We start from the raw sequence: 16,054 nt of genomic DNA, 5'->3' as shown, positions 1-16,054 counted from the left end.
AAACACCGCCCACTCACGCCATTCTGCATCAGCAGCTAGAAGCGCTAAAACACCGCCCACTCACGCCATTCTGCATCAGCAGCTAGAAGCGCTAAACCGTCGCCCACTCACGCCATTCTGCATCAGCAGCTAGAAGCGCTAAACCGTCGCCCACTCACGCTATTCTGCATCAGCAGCTAGAAACGCTAAAACACCGCCCACTCACGCCATTCTGCATCAGCAGCTAGAAGCATCAAAACCCCACCCACAAGAGACACCCCCGCGTCAGCGGGCTACAAGCAATACACATCGCACACATGCATACACTCCCGCTCGCTAGCCACTAGTTACAGGTTCTGCGTCTGGAACATCTTTGTGTAGTCGCAGCATTCCTGTGCCAGCATGACGATCGATGAGATCAGCGTGCTGTGCATATCGCTCTTGTACATCGCCGCATAGGTGGCATCGGGCAGGGCGGGTGTGGAGCGGATGATTTCCAGCATGCCCGATTTCAGCATCGGCTCCAGGCACTGCCTGGGCAGGTAGCTGACTCCCAGCCCCGACACCGTGAGCCCGATCAGCGCCACCAGGCTGTTGCTGATGATGGTGTTGGTGGGCTGTATGCCCAGCGACTGGAACCAGCGGTTGTAGGCCAGCCCGGTTCCTGATTTGTCGCCCTGGGTCAGCAGCCGGTGGTTGGCCAGTTCATGGATGCGCATGACCTTGGTGGCGCTCACGGTGCCCGGCTTGCACATCCACGCGTTCTCCACCTTGCCCAGCTGCTTGCGCGACAGGCGCGCGTCCTCGAACACGTCGGGCGCGATGATCAGGTCGACCTGATCGGACAGCAGCTTGTCGCGCAGGTGGACGCTCATGTCCACGTCCGGCTCGATGATCACTTTTGGGTAGTGCCGCTGGATCAGGTCTACGAGCCTGGGCAGCCACGTCATCGCCGTCAGCTCCGTCACTCCGATGCGTACGCGCCGCTCGAATACCTCGGGCCGGCTGAACTGCTCGGCCGCCGCATCGCGCTGCGCCAGCAGCTTCTTGGCCAGCACGAACATCTCCTCGCCCTTCTCGGTAAGCCGGGCGCTGCGCTGGCTGCGGTCGAACAGCGCTGTGTCGAACAGCTGCTCCAGCTCTTGCACCCTTTTGGATACGGCCGACTGCGTGGTGTGCAGCTTGCGGGCCGCTTGCGAGAAGCCACCCAGCTGGCCGATCCAGTACACGGCTTCGAGTTGCTTGAACGTCATCATGGTGCATTCCGGTTGGAGCGAGCGGGATTCATATCGATTTTAGCGATCTTGTTCCATAGAAAAATATCGCTTTTTCTTATTCTATCCGGCTTCGATAATTCTCCTCAAGCGCGGCTCCTCCCGGGGCTGCATGGATGGAGAACGGCATGTCCGCATCGAATTTTGTGATCAATCCTGCGCCGGCACTCGCGCCGGCCGCCACGGTGGACGCGTTCCGCCAGGTTGTGACGCCGCATATCAGCGACAACCTGGACCGGCTCTCCGGCATCGTCGGGCTGCAACGCTTTCACCGCAGCCGCAAGCTGGTTGGCACGGCCTTCACGGTCAAGGCCCGTCCGGGTGACAACCTGCTGGTCTACAAGGCGCTGATGCTGATGTCGCCGGGCCACGTGCTGGTGGTGGACGGCGCCGGCAACGCCGACAACGCGCTGGTCGGCGAACTGATCATGCTGTACGCCGAGCAGCGCGGCTGCGCCGGCTTCGTGCTGGATGGCGCGATCCGCGACACGGCCGCATTCGGCGCCGCGGATTTTCCGTGCTATGCCCGCGCCGTCACGCATCGCGGCCCCTACAAGCAAGGCCCCGGGGCGCTGAACGTGCCGGTCACCGTGGGCGGGCAGGTGGTCCAGCCGGGCGACCTGATCGTCGGCGATGAAGACGGCGTGGTGTCGTTTCCCGTGGCCGATGCCGAGCGCCTGCTCGCCGCCGTGGGCAGGACGGCAGCCGCCGAGGAGGCCATCAAGGCCGAGATCGCCAGCGGCAAGCTGGAACAGAAGTGGCTGGACAAGGTGCTCACGCCGTTTGGCCTGTAAGCCCTCTCATTGAACGAATAGTGAATCCCCCGCATTGAAGCCCCGGAGCCTGCGTTGACCAAGTTGCTTGCCCGCCGTCTAGATTCCGTGAAGCCCTCGCCAAGCATGGCCGCCAAGGCGCGCGTCGATGCCCTGCGCGCTGCCGGCCGCGAGATCATTGACTTCACCCTCGGCGAACCTGATTTTCCTACGCCGCCGCACATCATCCGCGCCGGCATCGACGCGCTGACCAGCGGCCACACCCGCTACACCGGTTCCGCCGGCACGCCGGCCTTGCGCCAGGCCATCGCCGCAAAGCTGCTGCGCGAGAACCAACTGGCCTACCAGCCCGGCGAGATCGTCGTCGGCGGCGGGGCCAAGCACATCATCTTTACCGCCTTCGCCGCCACCCTCAACGAGGGCGACGAGGTGATCGTGCCCGCGCCGTTCTGGGTTTCCTATCCGGACATGGTGGCCATCAACGGCGGCACGGCGGTGATCGCACCTTGCGATGCGGCCAATGGCTTCAAGCTCACGGCTGCCGCGCTTGAGGGGGCCATCACGCCCCGCACCCGGTGGCTGGTGCTGAACACCCCCAACAACCCGACCGGCGCGGTGTATTCCCACGACGAACTGGCGGCGCTGTGCGCGGTGCTGCGGATGCATCCGCACGTGTGGATCATGACGGACGAGATCTACGAGCATTTCGTCTATGGCGAGGCCAGGCACCTGTCGCCGCTGAACGTGGCCGCCGACCTGATGCCCCGCACCCTGGTGGTCAACGGCCTGTCCAAGGCCTATGCCTTCACCGGCTGGCGCGTTGGCTACGGCGCCGGGCCGTCGCACCTGATCCAGGCCATCAACCTGTTGCTGTCGCAGAGCACGACCTGCGCCAGCGCCATCAGCCAGGCTGCCGCCGTGATCGCACTGGATGGGCCGCAGCAATGCGTACGCGAGGCCGCGGCGCTGTTCCAGGCCCGGCGAGACCGCATGGTCGCGTTGCTCAACAGCATCGACGGCATCCAGTGCCGCACGCCCGACGGTGCGTTCTACGTGTTCCCCAGCGTGGCGGGCCTGATCGGGCGGACCGCCCCGGACGGCACCGTGCTAGCCTCCGACGTTGATGTGATGATGTACTTCCTGGAGCAGGCTGGCGTGGCGACCATCGACGGCACTTCCTACGGTTTCTCGCCCTATCTGCGCCTGTCCTTTGCCACCTCGATGGCGCAGATCGAAGCGGGCTGCGCCGCGCTTGCGGCAGCGGTCGAACGTTGCAACCCATCCCCCACCCACCACCAGGAGCACCCCCATGCGTAAGACTCTCATCACGGCGAGCGCCGCCGCCTGCCTGTCGCTGATGGCGACCGGCGCAGTCGCGGATCAACTGGCCGATATCAAGCACAACGGCGTGCTGGTGTGCGGCACGCTGGGGACGGCGGAGCCGTTCAGCTTTCCCAATCCGCAAACGCGCGATATCCAGGGCTATGACGTCGACTTCTGCAGCGCCATCGCCAAGAGCCTGGGCGTGAAGCTGGAGCTCAAGCTGATCTCGGTGGCCGCGCGCATTCCCGAACTGCAGCAAGGGCGGGTCGACGTGCTGGTGGCCAACCTGGGCTGGACGCCCGAGCGCGCCGGCCAGATCGCCTACAGCGACAGCTACTACGCCAGCCTGCAGAAAGTCGGCGCCAAGCGCTCGCAAGGACTCAAGACCGTGGCGGACCTGGCCGGCAAGCGCGTCAGCGCGCCCAAGGGCTCCACCTCGGAGATGGCTTTGCGCAAGGTGCTGCCAACCGCCAGCACGGTGACGTTCCAGGACGCGCCGGCAGCCTTCCTGGCCATGCAGCAGGGCAAGGTGGAAGGGTTTGCCATCTCCGAGATCATGCTGGTGAAGTTCAAGCAGCAGGTGGAATCGAGCACGCAGATCGACATCCTCGAGCCGCCGCTGATGACCGAAGCCTGGGGCGTGGGCATGCGCAAGGACGAACCGACGATGATCAAGCAGGTCAACAGCGTCCTGCAGTCGATGGAGAAGTCCGGCGAGGCGGCGAAGATCTTCGACAAGTGGCTCGGCACCGGCACGCAGTACAACATGCATCGTGGCTTCAAGATCGAGCCGATCAAGGGCTGAGCCGATTCCCCTCGCGCGGCGGGCTCTGTAGCGCCGCCTGCCCAACCGGATCCCATACTCATGAGCATCAAGCTAGATCTGTCGGTCCTGCTGCACGGCGAGTATCCACGCTGGATACTCAATGGCGTCGCCACCATGTTCGAGTTGACCGCCTTGGCGTGGCTGCTGGCCGTGGCGGTGGGCACCCTCCTTGCCGTCATCCGGATGAGCAACAGCCGGCTGGGCCAGGCGGCGGTGGCGTCGTACGTCGAATACCACCAGAACGTGCCGATGCTGGTGCAGATCTTCCTCTGGTACTTCGGCATTCCGGCGCTGCTGCCCGACGGCCTGCAGCACTGGGTCAACGGCCACAACAGCGAGTTCCTGTTCGCCTTCATCGCGGTCGGCCTGTGCATGGCGGCCTATATGTCGGAAGACCTGCGCGGTGGCATCCGGTCGATTCCGAAGTCACAGCTGGAAGCCTCGCGCGCGCTGGGCTTGAGCTACCTGCAGGCGTCGCGGCTGGTGGTGCTGCCGCAGGCCGCACGCATCGCGCTGCCCACGCTGATCAGCCACACCGTGCTGCTGTTCAAGAACTCCAGCCTCGCCATGACGGTTGGCGTTGCCGAGCTGACCTACGTCACGCGGGAGATCGAGAGCGAGTCGTTCCGCACCGTCGAGGTCTACCTGTTCGCCACCCTGGTGTACCTGGCCGTGTCGCTGCTGATCATGGGCGGCGGCAGCGTGCTCGAACACCGCTACCGCATCAAGGCGAGGTAAGCCATGGCAGATCTCATTTCCATTCTCCGCGACAACTGGACGCTGTTGCTCATCGGGCAGTATCCGAACGGCCCGCTCGGCGGGCTGGCCATCACCTTCATCTTGTCGGTGCTCGGCATCGTGCTGGCATTCCCGCTCAGCGTGGGCCTTGCGCTGGCGCGTATCAGCCCGTTCGGGTGGCTGCGCTGGCCGGCAACGGTGGTGGTGTACGTGGTGCGCGGCGTGCCGCTGATCATGTTTATCTTCTGGGTGTACTTCTTCGTGCCGCTCGTGATCGGCCATACGGTCAGCGGCTTCACCACCATGCTGGTCACCCTGGTGATCTACCAGGCGGCCTATCTGGCGGAAATCGTGCGCGCCGGCATCGAGGGCCTGCCCAAGGGCCAGTCCGAGGCGGCGCGGGCCGTGGGCCTGAGCTATATGCAGACCATGCGCCTTGTGATCCTGCCGCAGGCGCTCTACAACATGGTGCCGGCGATGATCAGCCAGTTCGTCTCCACCATCAAGGAGACCTCGCTGGGCTATGTGATCAGCGTCAACGAACTGACCTTCGCAGCCAACCAGATCAACAGCACGCTGCTGACCAAGCCCTTCCAGGTGTTCGTGATCCTGGCCGCCATCTACTTCGTGCTGTGCTTCACGTTGACGCAACTGGCGCGCTTCCTGGAGCGGCGCATTGCGCAGACCCGTGCCGGCACGCGCCCGGCCGCTACCCGGCAGCCGCCTGCGCCGGCGGTGGTGCGGGCAGCCGACTGATTCCAGCCTTCGAGAGAGTTACCCATGACGACATCCGCACCCAGCAATCACCCGATGATCTCGTTCAGGAAGGTCAACAAGTGGTATGGCGAGTACCACGCGCTCAACGACGTCACGGCCGAAGTCGCCAAGGGCGAGGTCCTTGTGGTCTGCGGCCCCTCCGGCTCCGGTAAATCGACCCTGATCCGCACCGTCAACCGGCTCGAGGAGATCCAGCAGGGCCGGATCGAGTTCGACGCACAGGACGTGCATTCGCCGGCGCTGGACTTGAACAAGTTCCGCAGCCACGTGGGCTTCGTGTTCCAGAGCTTCAACCTGTTCCCGCATCTGTCGGTGGCGCAGAACATCATGCTGGCCCCGGTCAACGTGTTGAAGAAGCGGCGCGCCGACGCCCGCGCGCACGCCGTGGCGCTGCTGGAACGGGTTGGCCTGGCGGCCAAGGCCGATGCCTTTCCCGGGCAGCTTTCCGGCGGCCAGCAGCAACGCGTGGCGATTGCGCGCGCGCTGGCGATGGATCCGCCCGCCATGCTGTTCGACGAGCCGACCAGCGCGCTCGACCCGGAAATGGTGGGCGAAGTGCTGCAGGTGATGAAGAGCCTGGCGCGCGATGGCATGACCATGATGTGCGTGACCCACGAGATGAACTTCGCCCGCGAGGTGGCGGACAAGGTGTGGTTCATGGACCAGGGCCGGCTGGTGGAAACCGGCACGCCCGAAGCGTTTTTCACGAATCCGCAGAGCGAGCGCGCCCGCAAGTTCCTGTCCGACCTGAGAGCGCACTGAGCCGCGCGCCCAACCATGACTCTTTCGATGCATCACGATCAAGGCGTGCTTTTCCCGGACAGCCTGATGGCCGAGGTCAAGCACCGGTTCCACGGCGTCAACCACGATTTCAACGGCCGCGAGCGGCTGTATTTCGACAACGCGGGCGGCTCGTACCGCCTGAAGGCGGCGGTGGAGCGGCTCGCCAGGATCGACGCGATACCCGACAACGCCGAGCGCATTCACGAGGTGGCGGCGTACCTGAAGCAGGTGCAGGCCGCCGGCACGGCGGATGTTCGCACCATCCTCAACGCGCAGGGCGGCAGCGTCTACGCCGCGCTGACCGCCTCGGGCGCCATGTTCGACATGGTGCGGGCGGTGGCGGAAAACGTGCCGGGTTCCAATATGGTGACGACGGCACTCGAGCATCCTTCGTCCTTCGATGCCACTGCGCTGTATGCGCAGCGGCTCGGCAGGGAGCTGCGGGTTGCCAGGAGCAACCCGGCCACAGGCGGGGTGGATGTCGACGAAATCGTGCGCCTGGTCGACCAGGACACCGTGCTGCTGAACGTGATCTACGCCTCGAACATCTCCGGCGCCAAGCTGGACGTGGACGAGATCGTGCGGCAGGCACGGCTGGTCAAGCCCGACCTCTACATCATCGTGGACGCGGTACAGCACGCGCCGCACGGCCTGATCGACCTGCAGAAGACGCCGGTCGACGGGATCAATATCGCGCCGTACAAGTTCTTTGGCTGCCGGGGCTCCGGCATTGCCTGGCTATCGGATCGCGCCTCGCTGCTGCCGCACCACAAGCTGAACGGCAAGACGCCCGAGTTCTGGGACCTGGGCAGTTCCGCGCCCTGGCAATTCGCCGTGGTCTCTGAAATTGTCGATTACGTCTGCTGGCTCGGCGGCCTGTCGGGCCCGGCTGCGGATGGCCAGGGCGCTGCCCGCAGGGCACTGTTCGAACGCGGCATGGAGGCGATCGCCCTGCATGAACGCGCCTTGCTGTCGCGCTTGCTGGGTGGGAGCGCATCCGTGCCGGGCCTGCGCAACATGCCCCACGTCAAGGTATTCCTCGATGCCGGGGGCCTGGCCAGCCGTGACCTGATCCTGGCCATCGGCTTCGATCACCTGGGCCACACGCAAGCCGTGCGGGAATACGAGAAGCGCGGGGTGATCGTGTACGAGCGGGTGGCGTCCAGCCTCTACTCGAAGCGGATGCTGGATTCATTCGGCCTGGACGGCGCGGTGCGGGTGTCGCCGCTGCACTGCAATTCGGCGGGAGACATCGACCAGTTCCTGCGAGTCACGCAGGAACTGGCAGAAACCTGGAACAGGCGCGCCGCGCAAGCCGATGAGGATGACTTCCGTTCCCAATGTGATGGCCCGCAGCCTTCTGCGTGATCGCAGCCAGGACATCATCCGCGCCGGCGGCATGGCATCATGCCTCAGCCGGCGGGGCGCCAGTTGCCATGAAAGCCGGCGGGCACGCGATGCGACAGGTGCACCAGCGCCACCGGCCCTGCCGCCAGCGCCTGCGCGTTGAAGATCGCCATATCGCTGCGGTTCTCCGCGGCGCGCCAGATCACGGACAGCAGCCAGCCATCGCCCTCGTCGGCATCGGCCCGGCGCGGGACAAACACGGGCTCGCCGCACTTGTCGCCGGCCGGCGGCTGGTATTGCGCGACCTGCCCGGTGGCCAGGTCGATATGCGCCAGGCCGCTGCGCAGGCTGTCGCCCTTGGTGGAGGCGGAGATGTCCCCGCTGCAGTAATAGCCGTGCCGGTAGGGCAGCATGGCAAAGCGCTCGTCCAGCCGGGGAAACTCGCCCGGCGCATCGCACAGCGGCTGCTCGCGATATGAGCCGGATTTTCCGGCCAGGTCGAAGGTCCAGCGGACCAGGCTGGCCACGGGCGCGCCGTTGGAGAGCTGGCGTCCGTCCGGCCCGGGGAAGAGCGGTGGCACATCGTATTTCATCATGTCGCAGACGATGCTGCCGTCCGGCGCGTCGAAGGCGTTCATCGGATGGAAGACGTAGCACGGATCGCCTGTGAACCAGCGCACATCCGCCGCCGTGCCGTCGCGCGGCAGGATGCCGATGTGCGTGCCCTTGTCCGGCTCCCACGCATAAGGCGGCCGGCCGCTGGTGGCGCGCTCCATCGACCCGGTCAGCGGGAAGATTGGAAACAAGATGTGGGTGCGCGTCACCACGAAGTCATGAACCATGCTCGGGAAGGGCGCGACAATATGCACGGAGCGCTGCAGCTTGCCCGCGCTGTCGGCCACGTGCAGCATCAGGTCCGGCGTGAACGGGCCGCGGGCCGCATAGCCGAAGAACACCATCTCGCCATTGACCGGATCGATCTTGGGATGCGCGGTCATGGGCCCGGACAGCTTCTCGTCGAAGGTCTGGTAGCCGCGCGGCGCCAGCGACACCGGATCCACCTCAAACGGCGCATGCACCTCTTCCAGCGCCAACAGGCGCCCGCCATGCCAGACCACATTGGTGTTGGCCACGGTGGAGTTCAGCTCAAGCAGCTTCGGGTCCGTCAGGTGCCGGCTTGCCAGCGAGCCCGACATGCCTTCCCCGTTCTCGTTCTCCATGACCCATTTCGGCGTGCGGATCCAGCGGTTGCGGTAGGACACGCGGCCGCCGTCGAAATGAAATGCGTGCAACATGCCATCGCCCGAGAACCAATGGTATTTGCCGCGCGGCGCGAACTGTGGATTCGGGCCGTTGCGGTAATACGTGCCGCGCAACCCAGCCGGCACTTCACCCGTCACGGGCAGGTTGGGCGCGTCGCACTCGGCGTGCAGCGGCGCGAAGTAGCCGGACAAATAGGGCTCGTTGGTGGGGAAGGCGATGGCCATGGATGCTGTCTCCGATCTGTTGGTCTTACCTGCTTGTTATGGTCATGATGCGGGTGGGAACGGCTTAAGTCAGATGGCAGATGTCAGATGGCGCGCGCCTGGTTCTGCCAGTGCGGCTCGCGCAGCCTGCGTTTGAAGATCTTGCCGGTGTCTTCACGCGGCAGCAACGCGTGGATCTCGACGATGCGCGGCACCTTGTAGTTGGCGATCCGCTCGCGCAGGAACGCTTGCACCTGCGCGCCCTCGATGCTGTGGCCCGGACTGAGCTGGACCGCGGCGGCCAGGCCTTCGCCGAACTCGGCATCGGGAATGCCGAAGACCGCGCAGTCCGCGATGCCCGGCATGGTCTGCAGGACCGACTCGATCTCCGCCGGATAAATGTTCACCCCGCCCGAGATGACCATATCGGCCTTGCGGTCGCAGATGTGCAGGAACCCGTCTTCATCCAGGTAGCCCATGTCGCCCAGCGTGATCAGCCCGTCGCGCTCCACGGCCGCGCGGGCGTCGGGCCGGTTGATGTAGGTGAAGTCGGGCAGGGCGCGCTGGCGCACATAGATCAGGCCGATCTCCCGCGCCGGCAACGCATTGCCGTCCTCGTCCAGGATGCGGACCTGCGCATCGGGCAGCGGGCTGCCCGCCGAGCCTGGATGGCGCAGCCAGCTCGCGGCATCGGCGAAGGTGGTGTAGCCCGCTTCGCTCGAGCCATAGGCCTCGGTGATGATGGGCCCGAACCAGTCGATCATGGCCTGCTTGAGGGGAACGGAGCAGGGCGAGCCGGTCGACGCAACCTGGCGCAGCGCGGACAGGTCATGCCCTGCGCGCGCTTCGGGCGGCAATGCCAGCAGGCGCTGGTACATGGTCGGCACCAGGTAGGCGTGCGTGACCTTGTGGCGCGCGAGCAGTTCCAGCGTGCGCTGCGCGTCGAAGCGCGGCTCCAGCACCAGCGTTGCGCCCAGGTTGCAGAAGTGCGAGAGGTAGGCCATGGCCGCGCTGTGGTAGATCGGCGCGGACAGGTAGGCGGTGACGTCCGTGCCGGTGCCGTAGACGATGTCGGTGACCCGCTGCAGCCGCCGCTCCATGGCAGCGCGCTCTTCGGGCGCGCCGGGAATGCGGCGCACGCCCTTGGGCTTGCCGGTGGTGCCGGAGGTATAGGCAATCGCGCCATGCGAGCTGCCGGTGCGCGGCGGCATGGCCGGCAGGCCCGCCCCGAAATCCGCCCAATGGTGCGCCTGCGGGCTGGATGCCGGCGCGCAGGCGCGCGAGACCAGGATGACGCCGACGCCTTCGGGGATGCCCTCGCGCACCTGGTCGAGCAAGTCCGCGTCGACAACCACCGCGCGGGCGCCGCTGTCGGTCAGGATATGGTTGGCTTCGAGCGCCTTGAAGTGCCAGTTGATCGATGCCAGGTAAATCCCGGCCTGCCGGCAGGCCAGCACAAGGGCCACGTACTCCGGGCTGTTGCGCAGCATGGCGGCGATGGTGTCGCCCTCCTTGCAGTGCAGATCGTGCAGCCCAGCGAGAATGCGCTGGATCTCCCCCTTCATCCAGTCGGCCGAATACGCTCGCCCGTCAAACCATAGTGCCGGAACCATCGTGTCTCCTGTCGTTGGTCTTCGCGCCTGCCATGCGGCACGATCGATCTTGCTTTAACTATGCAGTGATTAGTTGTGGACTCTAACAGGCGAATCGTGGCGGTGCAAGGAGGTTTACGCGAGGGGAGGCGCGGCGGGAGCGCCTCCATCCGTGTTGGCTAGTGTCTCCTGAGCTGGATGCGCTTCTTGGCGCGTCAGCCGGGTGTTTTGGTATGGGTGATACGGTACTGCGAAGGGGGGATTGGGATAACCACCCGCGTTAGGTGGCTTGGGGGAGTTAGAGGAGAGCTTTGAGGGGAGTGGTGCTTTTGTCGGCGGCGTTGGCTTTTGGACCCAAAAGCCGTACGACATCCCCCTGCGGGGGCTGCCGGTCACTCTTCTTTGCGTCGGCAAAGAAGACTAACTCGGGGAGCGGGCGCAGTGGTTGTTCGAGGAATTCGTTTAACGCTTGACGTTAAACGAGTCGCGTTATCTGTTGCGTCGGCAATGTGGCCAACCCGCATGAAGCGGCGCAGCGGCTCGACGTGCATCGCCCACCGGCGGCGAGCGCCTCCTATTCGCTGCAAACCACGGCCGGCGACTACGGTGCTTTTGTTGCCGCCGTGCTTCGGGGCGACGGGCTCAGCGCATCGACCTGGGAGCAATGGCTGACGGCAAGCGTCATGGTGCCAAAGGGAGAAATTGTCTACCTGGATGGCACGCCATCGGCCACGGAGCCGGACATAGGCTGGGGGCTGGGGTGGGGCGTCGAACCCAGCCGGGGCACGTTCTTCCAGTGGGGCAAGATGCAGGGCGTGAGGGCATTCGTGATGGGCAGCCCCGAGCATCAGTCGGGCGTCGTGCTGCTCACCAACAGCAACACCGGCCTGCGGTTGATGGAGGATGCCACCCGCGAGACGCTACCCGGAGAACATCCGGCGATTCGCTGGCTGGCGCACGGGGTCAGCGAGTAGACGCAGACCGAGGCGCGTCACACTTGCGCCGGCGCGAGGGAAGCTTTCATCTCGCGATGTCCGCCGCGGCCGGCGCGGGCTTGCATGGCGTGTCCGAGGTCAAGCACGACAGTACAGTATCTCCGCGGATGCCACGCGCCTGGGCGATTCGATCGCGAAGCAGGTGGTGGCGGCGAACGCGGCAAATGCGGCAAACGGGTGGATGCCGGCGGTGCGGGTGGATTGACGGGAGCGTGCGAGGAGGTATCTTGCGCGCACCCTATCTGAAGCTGCCTGCGGGCCAGGAAGCCTGCCGGCCCGGCCTTGCCTGTTCGTGCCGGAGCAGCGGGGCATAGCCGTGCAATTCCTGCGGCGCGATATCGTAGGCGCGGCGAAATGCCCGTGTAAAGCTCGATGCATTGTTGAAACCGAGCCCTGAGGCGATGTCCTGCACCGCGATATGGGGAAAGCGGACCAGTTCATCGGCCGCCGCCCGCAGCCTGCGGCTGCGGATATACGCGGCCAGGCCACCTTCATGCGCGAACAGACGGTACACGCTGGCGCGCGACAGGCGCAGCGATTGCAATACGCTGTCAGGGGTCAGGTCGGGGTCGTGCAGATTGGCCTCGACATGGCGCCGCACCTGTCCGTACACAGCGGCCCGCACCGCCGCGCGGGCGCTGCCGGAAAGCCCTGCTTGCCGGCTGAACACCGCGGCCAGCAGTTCGATCGCGGTGCGAAAGGACCGATCTGCTTCGTCTTTGCTCAGGCCGACGATTTGTCGATTCAGTGCCACCAGATGCGAGATCAGCACGCGCATCAGGGGCGTGGTGGCCTCAACCAGGCGGCCATGCAGCGAGGCGGCATCGGGGAAGGCCATTTCCACCAAGGCGCGCGGCACAAAGAACAGCAGCATGCGGCTATGAAAGCTACGGATGGTGCACGGCTGGTCCATGTCCAGCGCGAGGATGCTTGGCACGGACGGCCGCTGCGGCGCGTCGAGCCCTTGCTTGCCGCCCTGGAAGTGCGCGGGGGCGCCTTCCAGGAACACGCTGAAGGTAATGTCGCGAATGCTCTCTGTCGACACGCGCCCCAACGAGCGCTCAGCCACATTGGGGCTGGTGCGGATGTCGAAGAAGCTCAGGTCGTCGATGGAATAGCGCGACAGCGAGGCATCGAATGTCTCTTCGCCATGCGTCGGGGCAGGCCGGATGTCGTAGACCGGACTCATCCGCTCCTGCCAGGCCAGCAAGCTCTGGCGGGCGTCGCCTTGCACGCTGAAATGGCTGTGCACGATGCCCGGCGCAAGCATCGGCGGCTCTGGCGGCAACCACAATTGGCTTAGCGGCATAGGCGCGGGCAGCAGGTCGTTCGAGAGTGGATGCACATCGATGATTTCCGTCCAGATGAGGCCCGCCCGGTGCAAGGGGATTTCAATATTGAGCGCTAGCTTGCCTGGTGCGCGCCATTGTGCGGACCAAAGCATATCCTGTCCGGGCTGCCGAGGCTAGGGGCGGCTTCGGGCGGCCAAACTCGGAGACTCGGGCTTGGCCAGATCCGGGCGTTCCCGCCGTGTTCTCAGCCGGTATGGATGGTCCTCTTCTGCGTAGCGGCGCCAGTGCCGCTGGCTGACGCGTTCAGCGTGGCCGCCCCCTGGCTGAGCTTTTCGAACATATCCCGCACTGGCGCAGGCAGCGAAGCGGTGCTCCCGGCCTGCTGCAGCGTCGCGGCCTGGCAGCGCTGCCAGGTCTCGCCAGCTTCCCGCAGTTGTTCCACCATGGCGGTCTGGTTGTGGATGGTGAGACTCATCCAGGCTTGCATCCGCTGCGCGTAATGCTCGGCCTGGCTGCGCAGGAAGGTGGCCGGCAGGGTGGAGAGCGTGGAGAAGTCGCCGGCATTGGCCAGTTGCGCGCCCGCCTCGTGCAAGATCTCGATGTCCTTGCGTACCGCATCGAGCTGGAGTTCGAGAAAGCGCTGCCGGCTCTCCTGCATCAGGGTCAGCACGCGCAGGCCCGCCTCGCAATTGGCGGTGAACAATGCGAGTGGGACGTCGGTCTGGTCTGTCATGGTGTATCTCCAAGATGCGCGCGATAACGAGCGTCGATTGGCCACGGTTAAAGAGGGCGGGCACGTCTCATGCGGATCGCGCGACGACTGCAAATCACGATGTCGCCCGTCAGATGATTCTAGAAGCGTGCCGCCGGCGCTTGTTGATCCGCGTCAAGCTTGTGCGTTCCATCGCGCGGCAAGGGCGTGCTGGCGGCGAGCCTCAAGCTTGCGGCGCATCAAGCATGTTGCGCATGCTTGGTCCAGACTGGATGCAGCGATCTGCGCGCTCAGCGTGAGCGCGCAGATCGCCAGAAGCCCGAGGTTGAGCCAGCGATGGCAGGCGAGGCTGCGCAGGCGCCATTTCGCGATCGATCCGCCATCAATCGGCCATCAATCGGCCATCAATCGCGGCGCAAGATCGACATGGCAACCAGCACCCCGCATAGGGCGCCAACCGCTGCGGCCGCGCCAAGCGTGCGCCATGGGTGCGCTTGCACATACTCCTCTCCCGCATCGGCCCAATCGCGGACCTGATCGCGGCCTTGCGCTTGCAGCTCCCGCAGGCGCAGCTGCAGCGCCTCCAGCCGCACCTTGAACTGTTCACGGGCTTGGCCGGCTTGCTCGCCGGTCAAGGCGGCGGCGTCACGCAGCAATGCCTGCACATCGGATAGCAGGACGTTGACATCGCGCTGTAGCGTGGCGCGGTGTACGGAAAATGCGGATCTGACGTCGTTCATTGCGCACTCCTGGCTGGTTGAAACGATGAAGGTACGGAGGGATGAAGCTAAGCCACATACAACTATAGATACGGCGCAGCCCCACCGGTTGACCGGCATCAAGCCGCACAACATTGAAACGAAACGCGCAACGCCGGGCGCACGGACACAAGCGCTCTGGCGCGCGCCGCGCCGGCGGGCTTCGCGTGCGCCGCCTGGTGACAGGGCGCCACGCGTGATCCGTGCGCATCGTTCCAAATCTGGGACACTGATATGCGCTGGCGGCACCTATTCGGCCGCTTGTGCAGAAAGCATACTTCCCCTTTTTTCGCGCGAAGCCCAACCCGAAGCGGCGGGCAGCCCGGGACCAGTGCGATGCAACGTGTCACCAGAGCAAGAATTACCCTTCACAAGGCTTTCCTCATGCTTCGATCTGTCTTCTCCTTCGTCCTGATTTCCAGCGCGTTTGCCAGCGCCGCGGCGCTTGCCGCACCCGCCGGCGAGGATGCCTCGTGGTTCGAGCCGGTTCGTCTCGGGGCCGCGCTGGGTGCGGGCGGCGAGGCTTCGATCGCACGCCTGGAGGCGCGATGGAACCTGAAGAACGACCTGTGGGCGACGAGTTCGCAGTCAATCCGCGTTCGCCTGGGTCTCGAAGCTTCCGTGGGTGGCTGGAATCCGCATGGCAGCAATAGCAACCTCATGGGCGATGTGGGCTTTACGCCCATCTTCCGGGTCCAGGGGGCGGGCCGCTCGGGGCCCTTCGCCGAGATTGGCGCCGGCGTGCACCTGCTGTCCCGCACGCGCATCTCGGACGCCAAGGTCTTCTCGACGGCGTTCCAGTTTGGCGATCGCATTGCGGCAGGCTACCGGTTTGGCGACGCGATCGACTCGGAGCTGGCGGTGCGTTTCCAGCATTACTCCAATGCCGGCATCAAGGAACCGAACCCCGGTATCAACTTCTACATGCTTCAGTACTCGGCACGCTTCTAAGCGGTATCGGGGCCCGGGCTCAGGCGGGAGCGATGCCGTACCGGCAGCCAATGCGCAGCGGGGTTTTGATGCTTCTAGCTGCTGATGCAGAGTGGCGTGAGTGGGCGGTGTTTTAGCGCTTCTAGCTGCTGATGCAGAATGGCGTGAGTGGGCGGTGTTTTAGCGCTTCTAGCTGCTGGCGCGGCTGTACGGTGTTGCCGTTTTAGAACGTGTGAGATGTCACTTTTCTTTACTCGCGGCGTGTGTCAAGGTAGTTGTCGCCTCAGCCGTTACGCTGCTTGCTTGTAATTCTCTGCGTTTTGCTGCGCTCGCTCCGGGTTCAGGTACACCGCATCTGGGAGTTCCCAGTTGCGGATGCCCGCGGTCCAACGCTGCGGCAGCGGGCACTGGTGGGCTCGCAAGCTCCTCGAGATGGGCTATGAGGTGAAGCTGCTGCACGCGAAATACGTCCGTCCATTCGTGCGAACC

The 16,054-nt window shown here is 64.9% G+C and carries 15 protein-coding genes and 1 pseudogene; 10 read left to right on the top strand and 6 right to left on the bottom strand.

The window, feature by feature from the left end:
- Positions 1 to 326: 326 nt before the first annotated feature.
- Complete coding sequence (locus tag ACYP5B_RS48840) at positions 327 to 1,232, bottom strand: LysR family transcriptional regulator (protein ID WP_459574672.1); 906 nt, start codon at positions 1,230 to 1,232, stop codon at positions 327 to 329.
- Positions 1,233 to 1,381: 149 nt separating this feature from the next.
- Between ACYP5B_RS48840 and ACYP5B_RS48835 the strand changes: the two genes are divergently transcribed.
- From ACYP5B_RS48835 to ACYP5B_RS48805, 7 genes are all read left to right on the top strand, one after another.
- The gene (locus ACYP5B_RS48835; protein WP_400102447.1) at positions 1,382 to 2,047 is read left to right on the top strand and encodes an RraA family protein; all 666 of its coding nucleotides are present in this window, start codon (positions 1,382 to 1,384) and stop codon (positions 2,045 to 2,047) included.
- Between the two features lie 105 nt (positions 2,048 to 2,152).
- Positions 2,153 to 3,343, top strand: a complete 1,191-nt coding sequence (locus ACYP5B_RS48830; protein ID WP_459574670.1) for an aminotransferase class I/II-fold pyridoxal phosphate-dependent enzyme — start codon at positions 2,153 to 2,155, stop codon at positions 3,341 to 3,343.
- Complete coding sequence (locus ACYP5B_RS48825; RefSeq protein WP_459574666.1) at positions 3,336 to 4,154, top strand: ABC transporter substrate-binding protein; 819 nt, start codon at positions 3,336 to 3,338, stop codon at positions 4,152 to 4,154. Before ACYP5B_RS48830 ends, ACYP5B_RS48825 begins: the two co-directional genes overlap by 8 nt.
- A 60-nt stretch (positions 4,155 to 4,214) precedes the next feature.
- On the top strand, positions 4,215 to 4,913 hold the full coding sequence (locus tag ACYP5B_RS48820) for an amino acid ABC transporter permease (protein ID WP_459574664.1): 699 nt from the start codon (positions 4,215 to 4,217) through the stop codon (positions 4,911 to 4,913).
- Between the two features lie 3 nt (positions 4,914 to 4,916).
- A complete protein-coding gene (locus ACYP5B_RS48815) occupies positions 4,917 to 5,669 on the top strand; it encodes an amino acid ABC transporter permease (RefSeq protein ID WP_400102444.1) in 753 nt (250 codons plus the stop codon).
- A 54-nt stretch (positions 5,670 to 5,723) separates the two neighbouring features.
- Positions 5,724 to 6,452 (top strand): amino acid ABC transporter ATP-binding protein, encoded by a 729-nt coding sequence (locus ACYP5B_RS48810; protein WP_459574668.1) that lies wholly within the window; start codon positions 5,724 to 5,726, stop codon positions 6,450 to 6,452.
- Between the two features lie 27 nt (positions 6,453 to 6,479).
- The gene (locus tag ACYP5B_RS48805; protein ID WP_459574662.1) at positions 6,480 to 7,841 is read left to right on the top strand and encodes an aminotransferase class V-fold PLP-dependent enzyme; all 1,362 of its coding nucleotides are present in this window, start codon (positions 6,480 to 6,482) and stop codon (positions 7,839 to 7,841) included.
- Between the two features lie 44 nt (positions 7,842 to 7,885).
- Here ACYP5B_RS48805 and ACYP5B_RS48800 read toward each other — a convergent pair whose 3' ends face one another.
- Both ACYP5B_RS48800 and ACYP5B_RS48795 read right to left on the bottom strand, forming a co-directional pair.
- Positions 7,886 to 9,307 (bottom strand): carotenoid oxygenase family protein, encoded by a 1,422-nt coding sequence (locus tag ACYP5B_RS48800; RefSeq protein WP_459574660.1) that lies wholly within the window; start codon positions 9,305 to 9,307, stop codon positions 7,886 to 7,888.
- 83 nt (positions 9,308 to 9,390) lie between these two features.
- Complete coding sequence (locus tag ACYP5B_RS48795; RefSeq protein WP_459574658.1) at positions 9,391 to 10,899, bottom strand: AMP-binding protein; 1,509 nt, start codon at positions 10,897 to 10,899, stop codon at positions 9,391 to 9,393.
- A 488-nt stretch (positions 10,900 to 11,387) separates the two neighbouring features.
- Here ACYP5B_RS48795 and ACYP5B_RS48790 point away from each other — a divergent pair, with 488 nt between their 5' ends.
- A complete protein-coding gene (locus tag ACYP5B_RS48790; RefSeq protein ID WP_400102440.1) occupies positions 11,388 to 11,852 on the top strand; it encodes a serine hydrolase in 465 nt (154 codons plus the stop codon).
- Between the two features lie 259 nt (positions 11,853 to 12,111).
- Here ACYP5B_RS48790 and ACYP5B_RS48785 read toward each other — a convergent pair whose 3' ends face one another.
- The 3 genes from ACYP5B_RS48785 to ACYP5B_RS48775 form a co-directional block, all read right to left on the bottom strand.
- A complete protein-coding gene (locus tag ACYP5B_RS48785; protein WP_400102439.1) occupies positions 12,112 to 13,317 on the bottom strand; it encodes an AraC family transcriptional regulator in 1,206 nt (401 codons plus the stop codon).
- Positions 13,318 to 13,409: 92 nt separating this feature from the next.
- Positions 13,410 to 13,898: a phasin family protein gene (locus ACYP5B_RS48780; RefSeq protein WP_400102438.1), complete on the bottom strand. Its 489-nt coding sequence runs from the start codon at positions 13,896 to 13,898 to the stop codon at positions 13,410 to 13,412.
- 383 nt (positions 13,899 to 14,281) lie between these two features.
- A complete protein-coding gene (locus ACYP5B_RS48775) occupies positions 14,282 to 14,617 on the bottom strand; it encodes an ElaB/YgaM/YqjD family protein (protein WP_318237926.1) in 336 nt (111 codons plus the stop codon).
- Positions 14,618 to 15,019: 402 nt separating this feature from the next.
- Here ACYP5B_RS48775 and ACYP5B_RS48770 point away from each other — a divergent pair, with 402 nt between their 5' ends.
- Complete coding sequence (locus tag ACYP5B_RS48770) at positions 15,020 to 15,586, top strand: acyloxyacyl hydrolase (RefSeq protein ID WP_318237927.1); 567 nt, start codon at positions 15,020 to 15,022, stop codon at positions 15,584 to 15,586.
- Between the two features lie 360 nt (positions 15,587 to 15,946).
- Positions 15,947 to 16,054: pseudogene (locus ACYP5B_RS48765) on the top strand (IS110 family transposase); the annotation flags it as partial.

The sequence above is a fragment of the Cupriavidus sp. 8B genome (genome assembly GCF_054589115.1).
Note: the sequence above shows the minus strand (reverse complement) of the source record. Positions and strands in the feature narration are given on the sequence as shown.

Bases quoted from the DNA above. Each gene is read 5' to 3' on its own strand.
- ACYP5B_RS48840 (WP_459574672.1), bottom strand. From the start codon at position 1,232: ATGACGTTCAAGCAACTCGAAGCCGTGTACTGGATCGGCCAGCTGGGT.
- ACYP5B_RS48835 (WP_400102447.1), top strand. From the start codon at position 1,382: ATGTCCGCATCGAATTTTGTGATCAATCCTGCGCCGGCACTCGCGCCG.
- ACYP5B_RS48830 (WP_459574670.1), top strand. From the start codon at position 2,153: ATGGCCGCCAAGGCGCGCGTCGATGCCCTGCGCGCTGCCGGCCGCGAG.
- ACYP5B_RS48825 (WP_459574666.1), top strand. From the start codon at position 3,336: ATGCGTAAGACTCTCATCACGGCGAGCGCCGCCGCCTGCCTGTCGCTG.
- ACYP5B_RS48820 (WP_459574664.1), top strand. From the start codon at position 4,215: ATGAGCATCAAGCTAGATCTGTCGGTCCTGCTGCACGGCGAGTATCCA.
- ACYP5B_RS48815 (WP_400102444.1), top strand. From the start codon at position 4,917: ATGGCAGATCTCATTTCCATTCTCCGCGACAACTGGACGCTGTTGCTC.
- ACYP5B_RS48810 (WP_459574668.1), top strand. From the start codon at position 5,724: ATGATCTCGTTCAGGAAGGTCAACAAGTGGTATGGCGAGTACCACGCG.
- ACYP5B_RS48805 (WP_459574662.1), top strand. From the start codon at position 6,480: ATGCATCACGATCAAGGCGTGCTTTTCCCGGACAGCCTGATGGCCGAG.
- ACYP5B_RS48800 (WP_459574660.1), bottom strand. From the start codon at position 9,307: ATGGCCATCGCCTTCCCCACCAACGAGCCCTATTTGTCCGGCTACTTC.
- ACYP5B_RS48795 (WP_459574658.1), bottom strand. From the start codon at position 10,899: ATGGTTCCGGCACTATGGTTTGACGGGCGAGCGTATTCGGCCGACTGG.
- ACYP5B_RS48785 (WP_400102439.1), bottom strand. From the start codon at position 13,317: ATGCTTTGGTCCGCACAATGGCGCGCACCAGGCAAGCTAGCGCTCAAT.
- ACYP5B_RS48780 (WP_400102438.1), bottom strand. From the start codon at position 13,898: ATGACAGACCAGACCGACGTCCCACTCGCATTGTTCACCGCCAATTGC.
- ACYP5B_RS48775 (WP_318237926.1), bottom strand. From the start codon at position 14,617: ATGAACGACGTCAGATCCGCATTTTCCGTACACCGCGCCACGCTACAG.
- ACYP5B_RS48770 (WP_318237927.1), top strand. From the start codon at position 15,020: ATGCTTCGATCTGTCTTCTCCTTCGTCCTGATTTCCAGCGCGTTTGCC.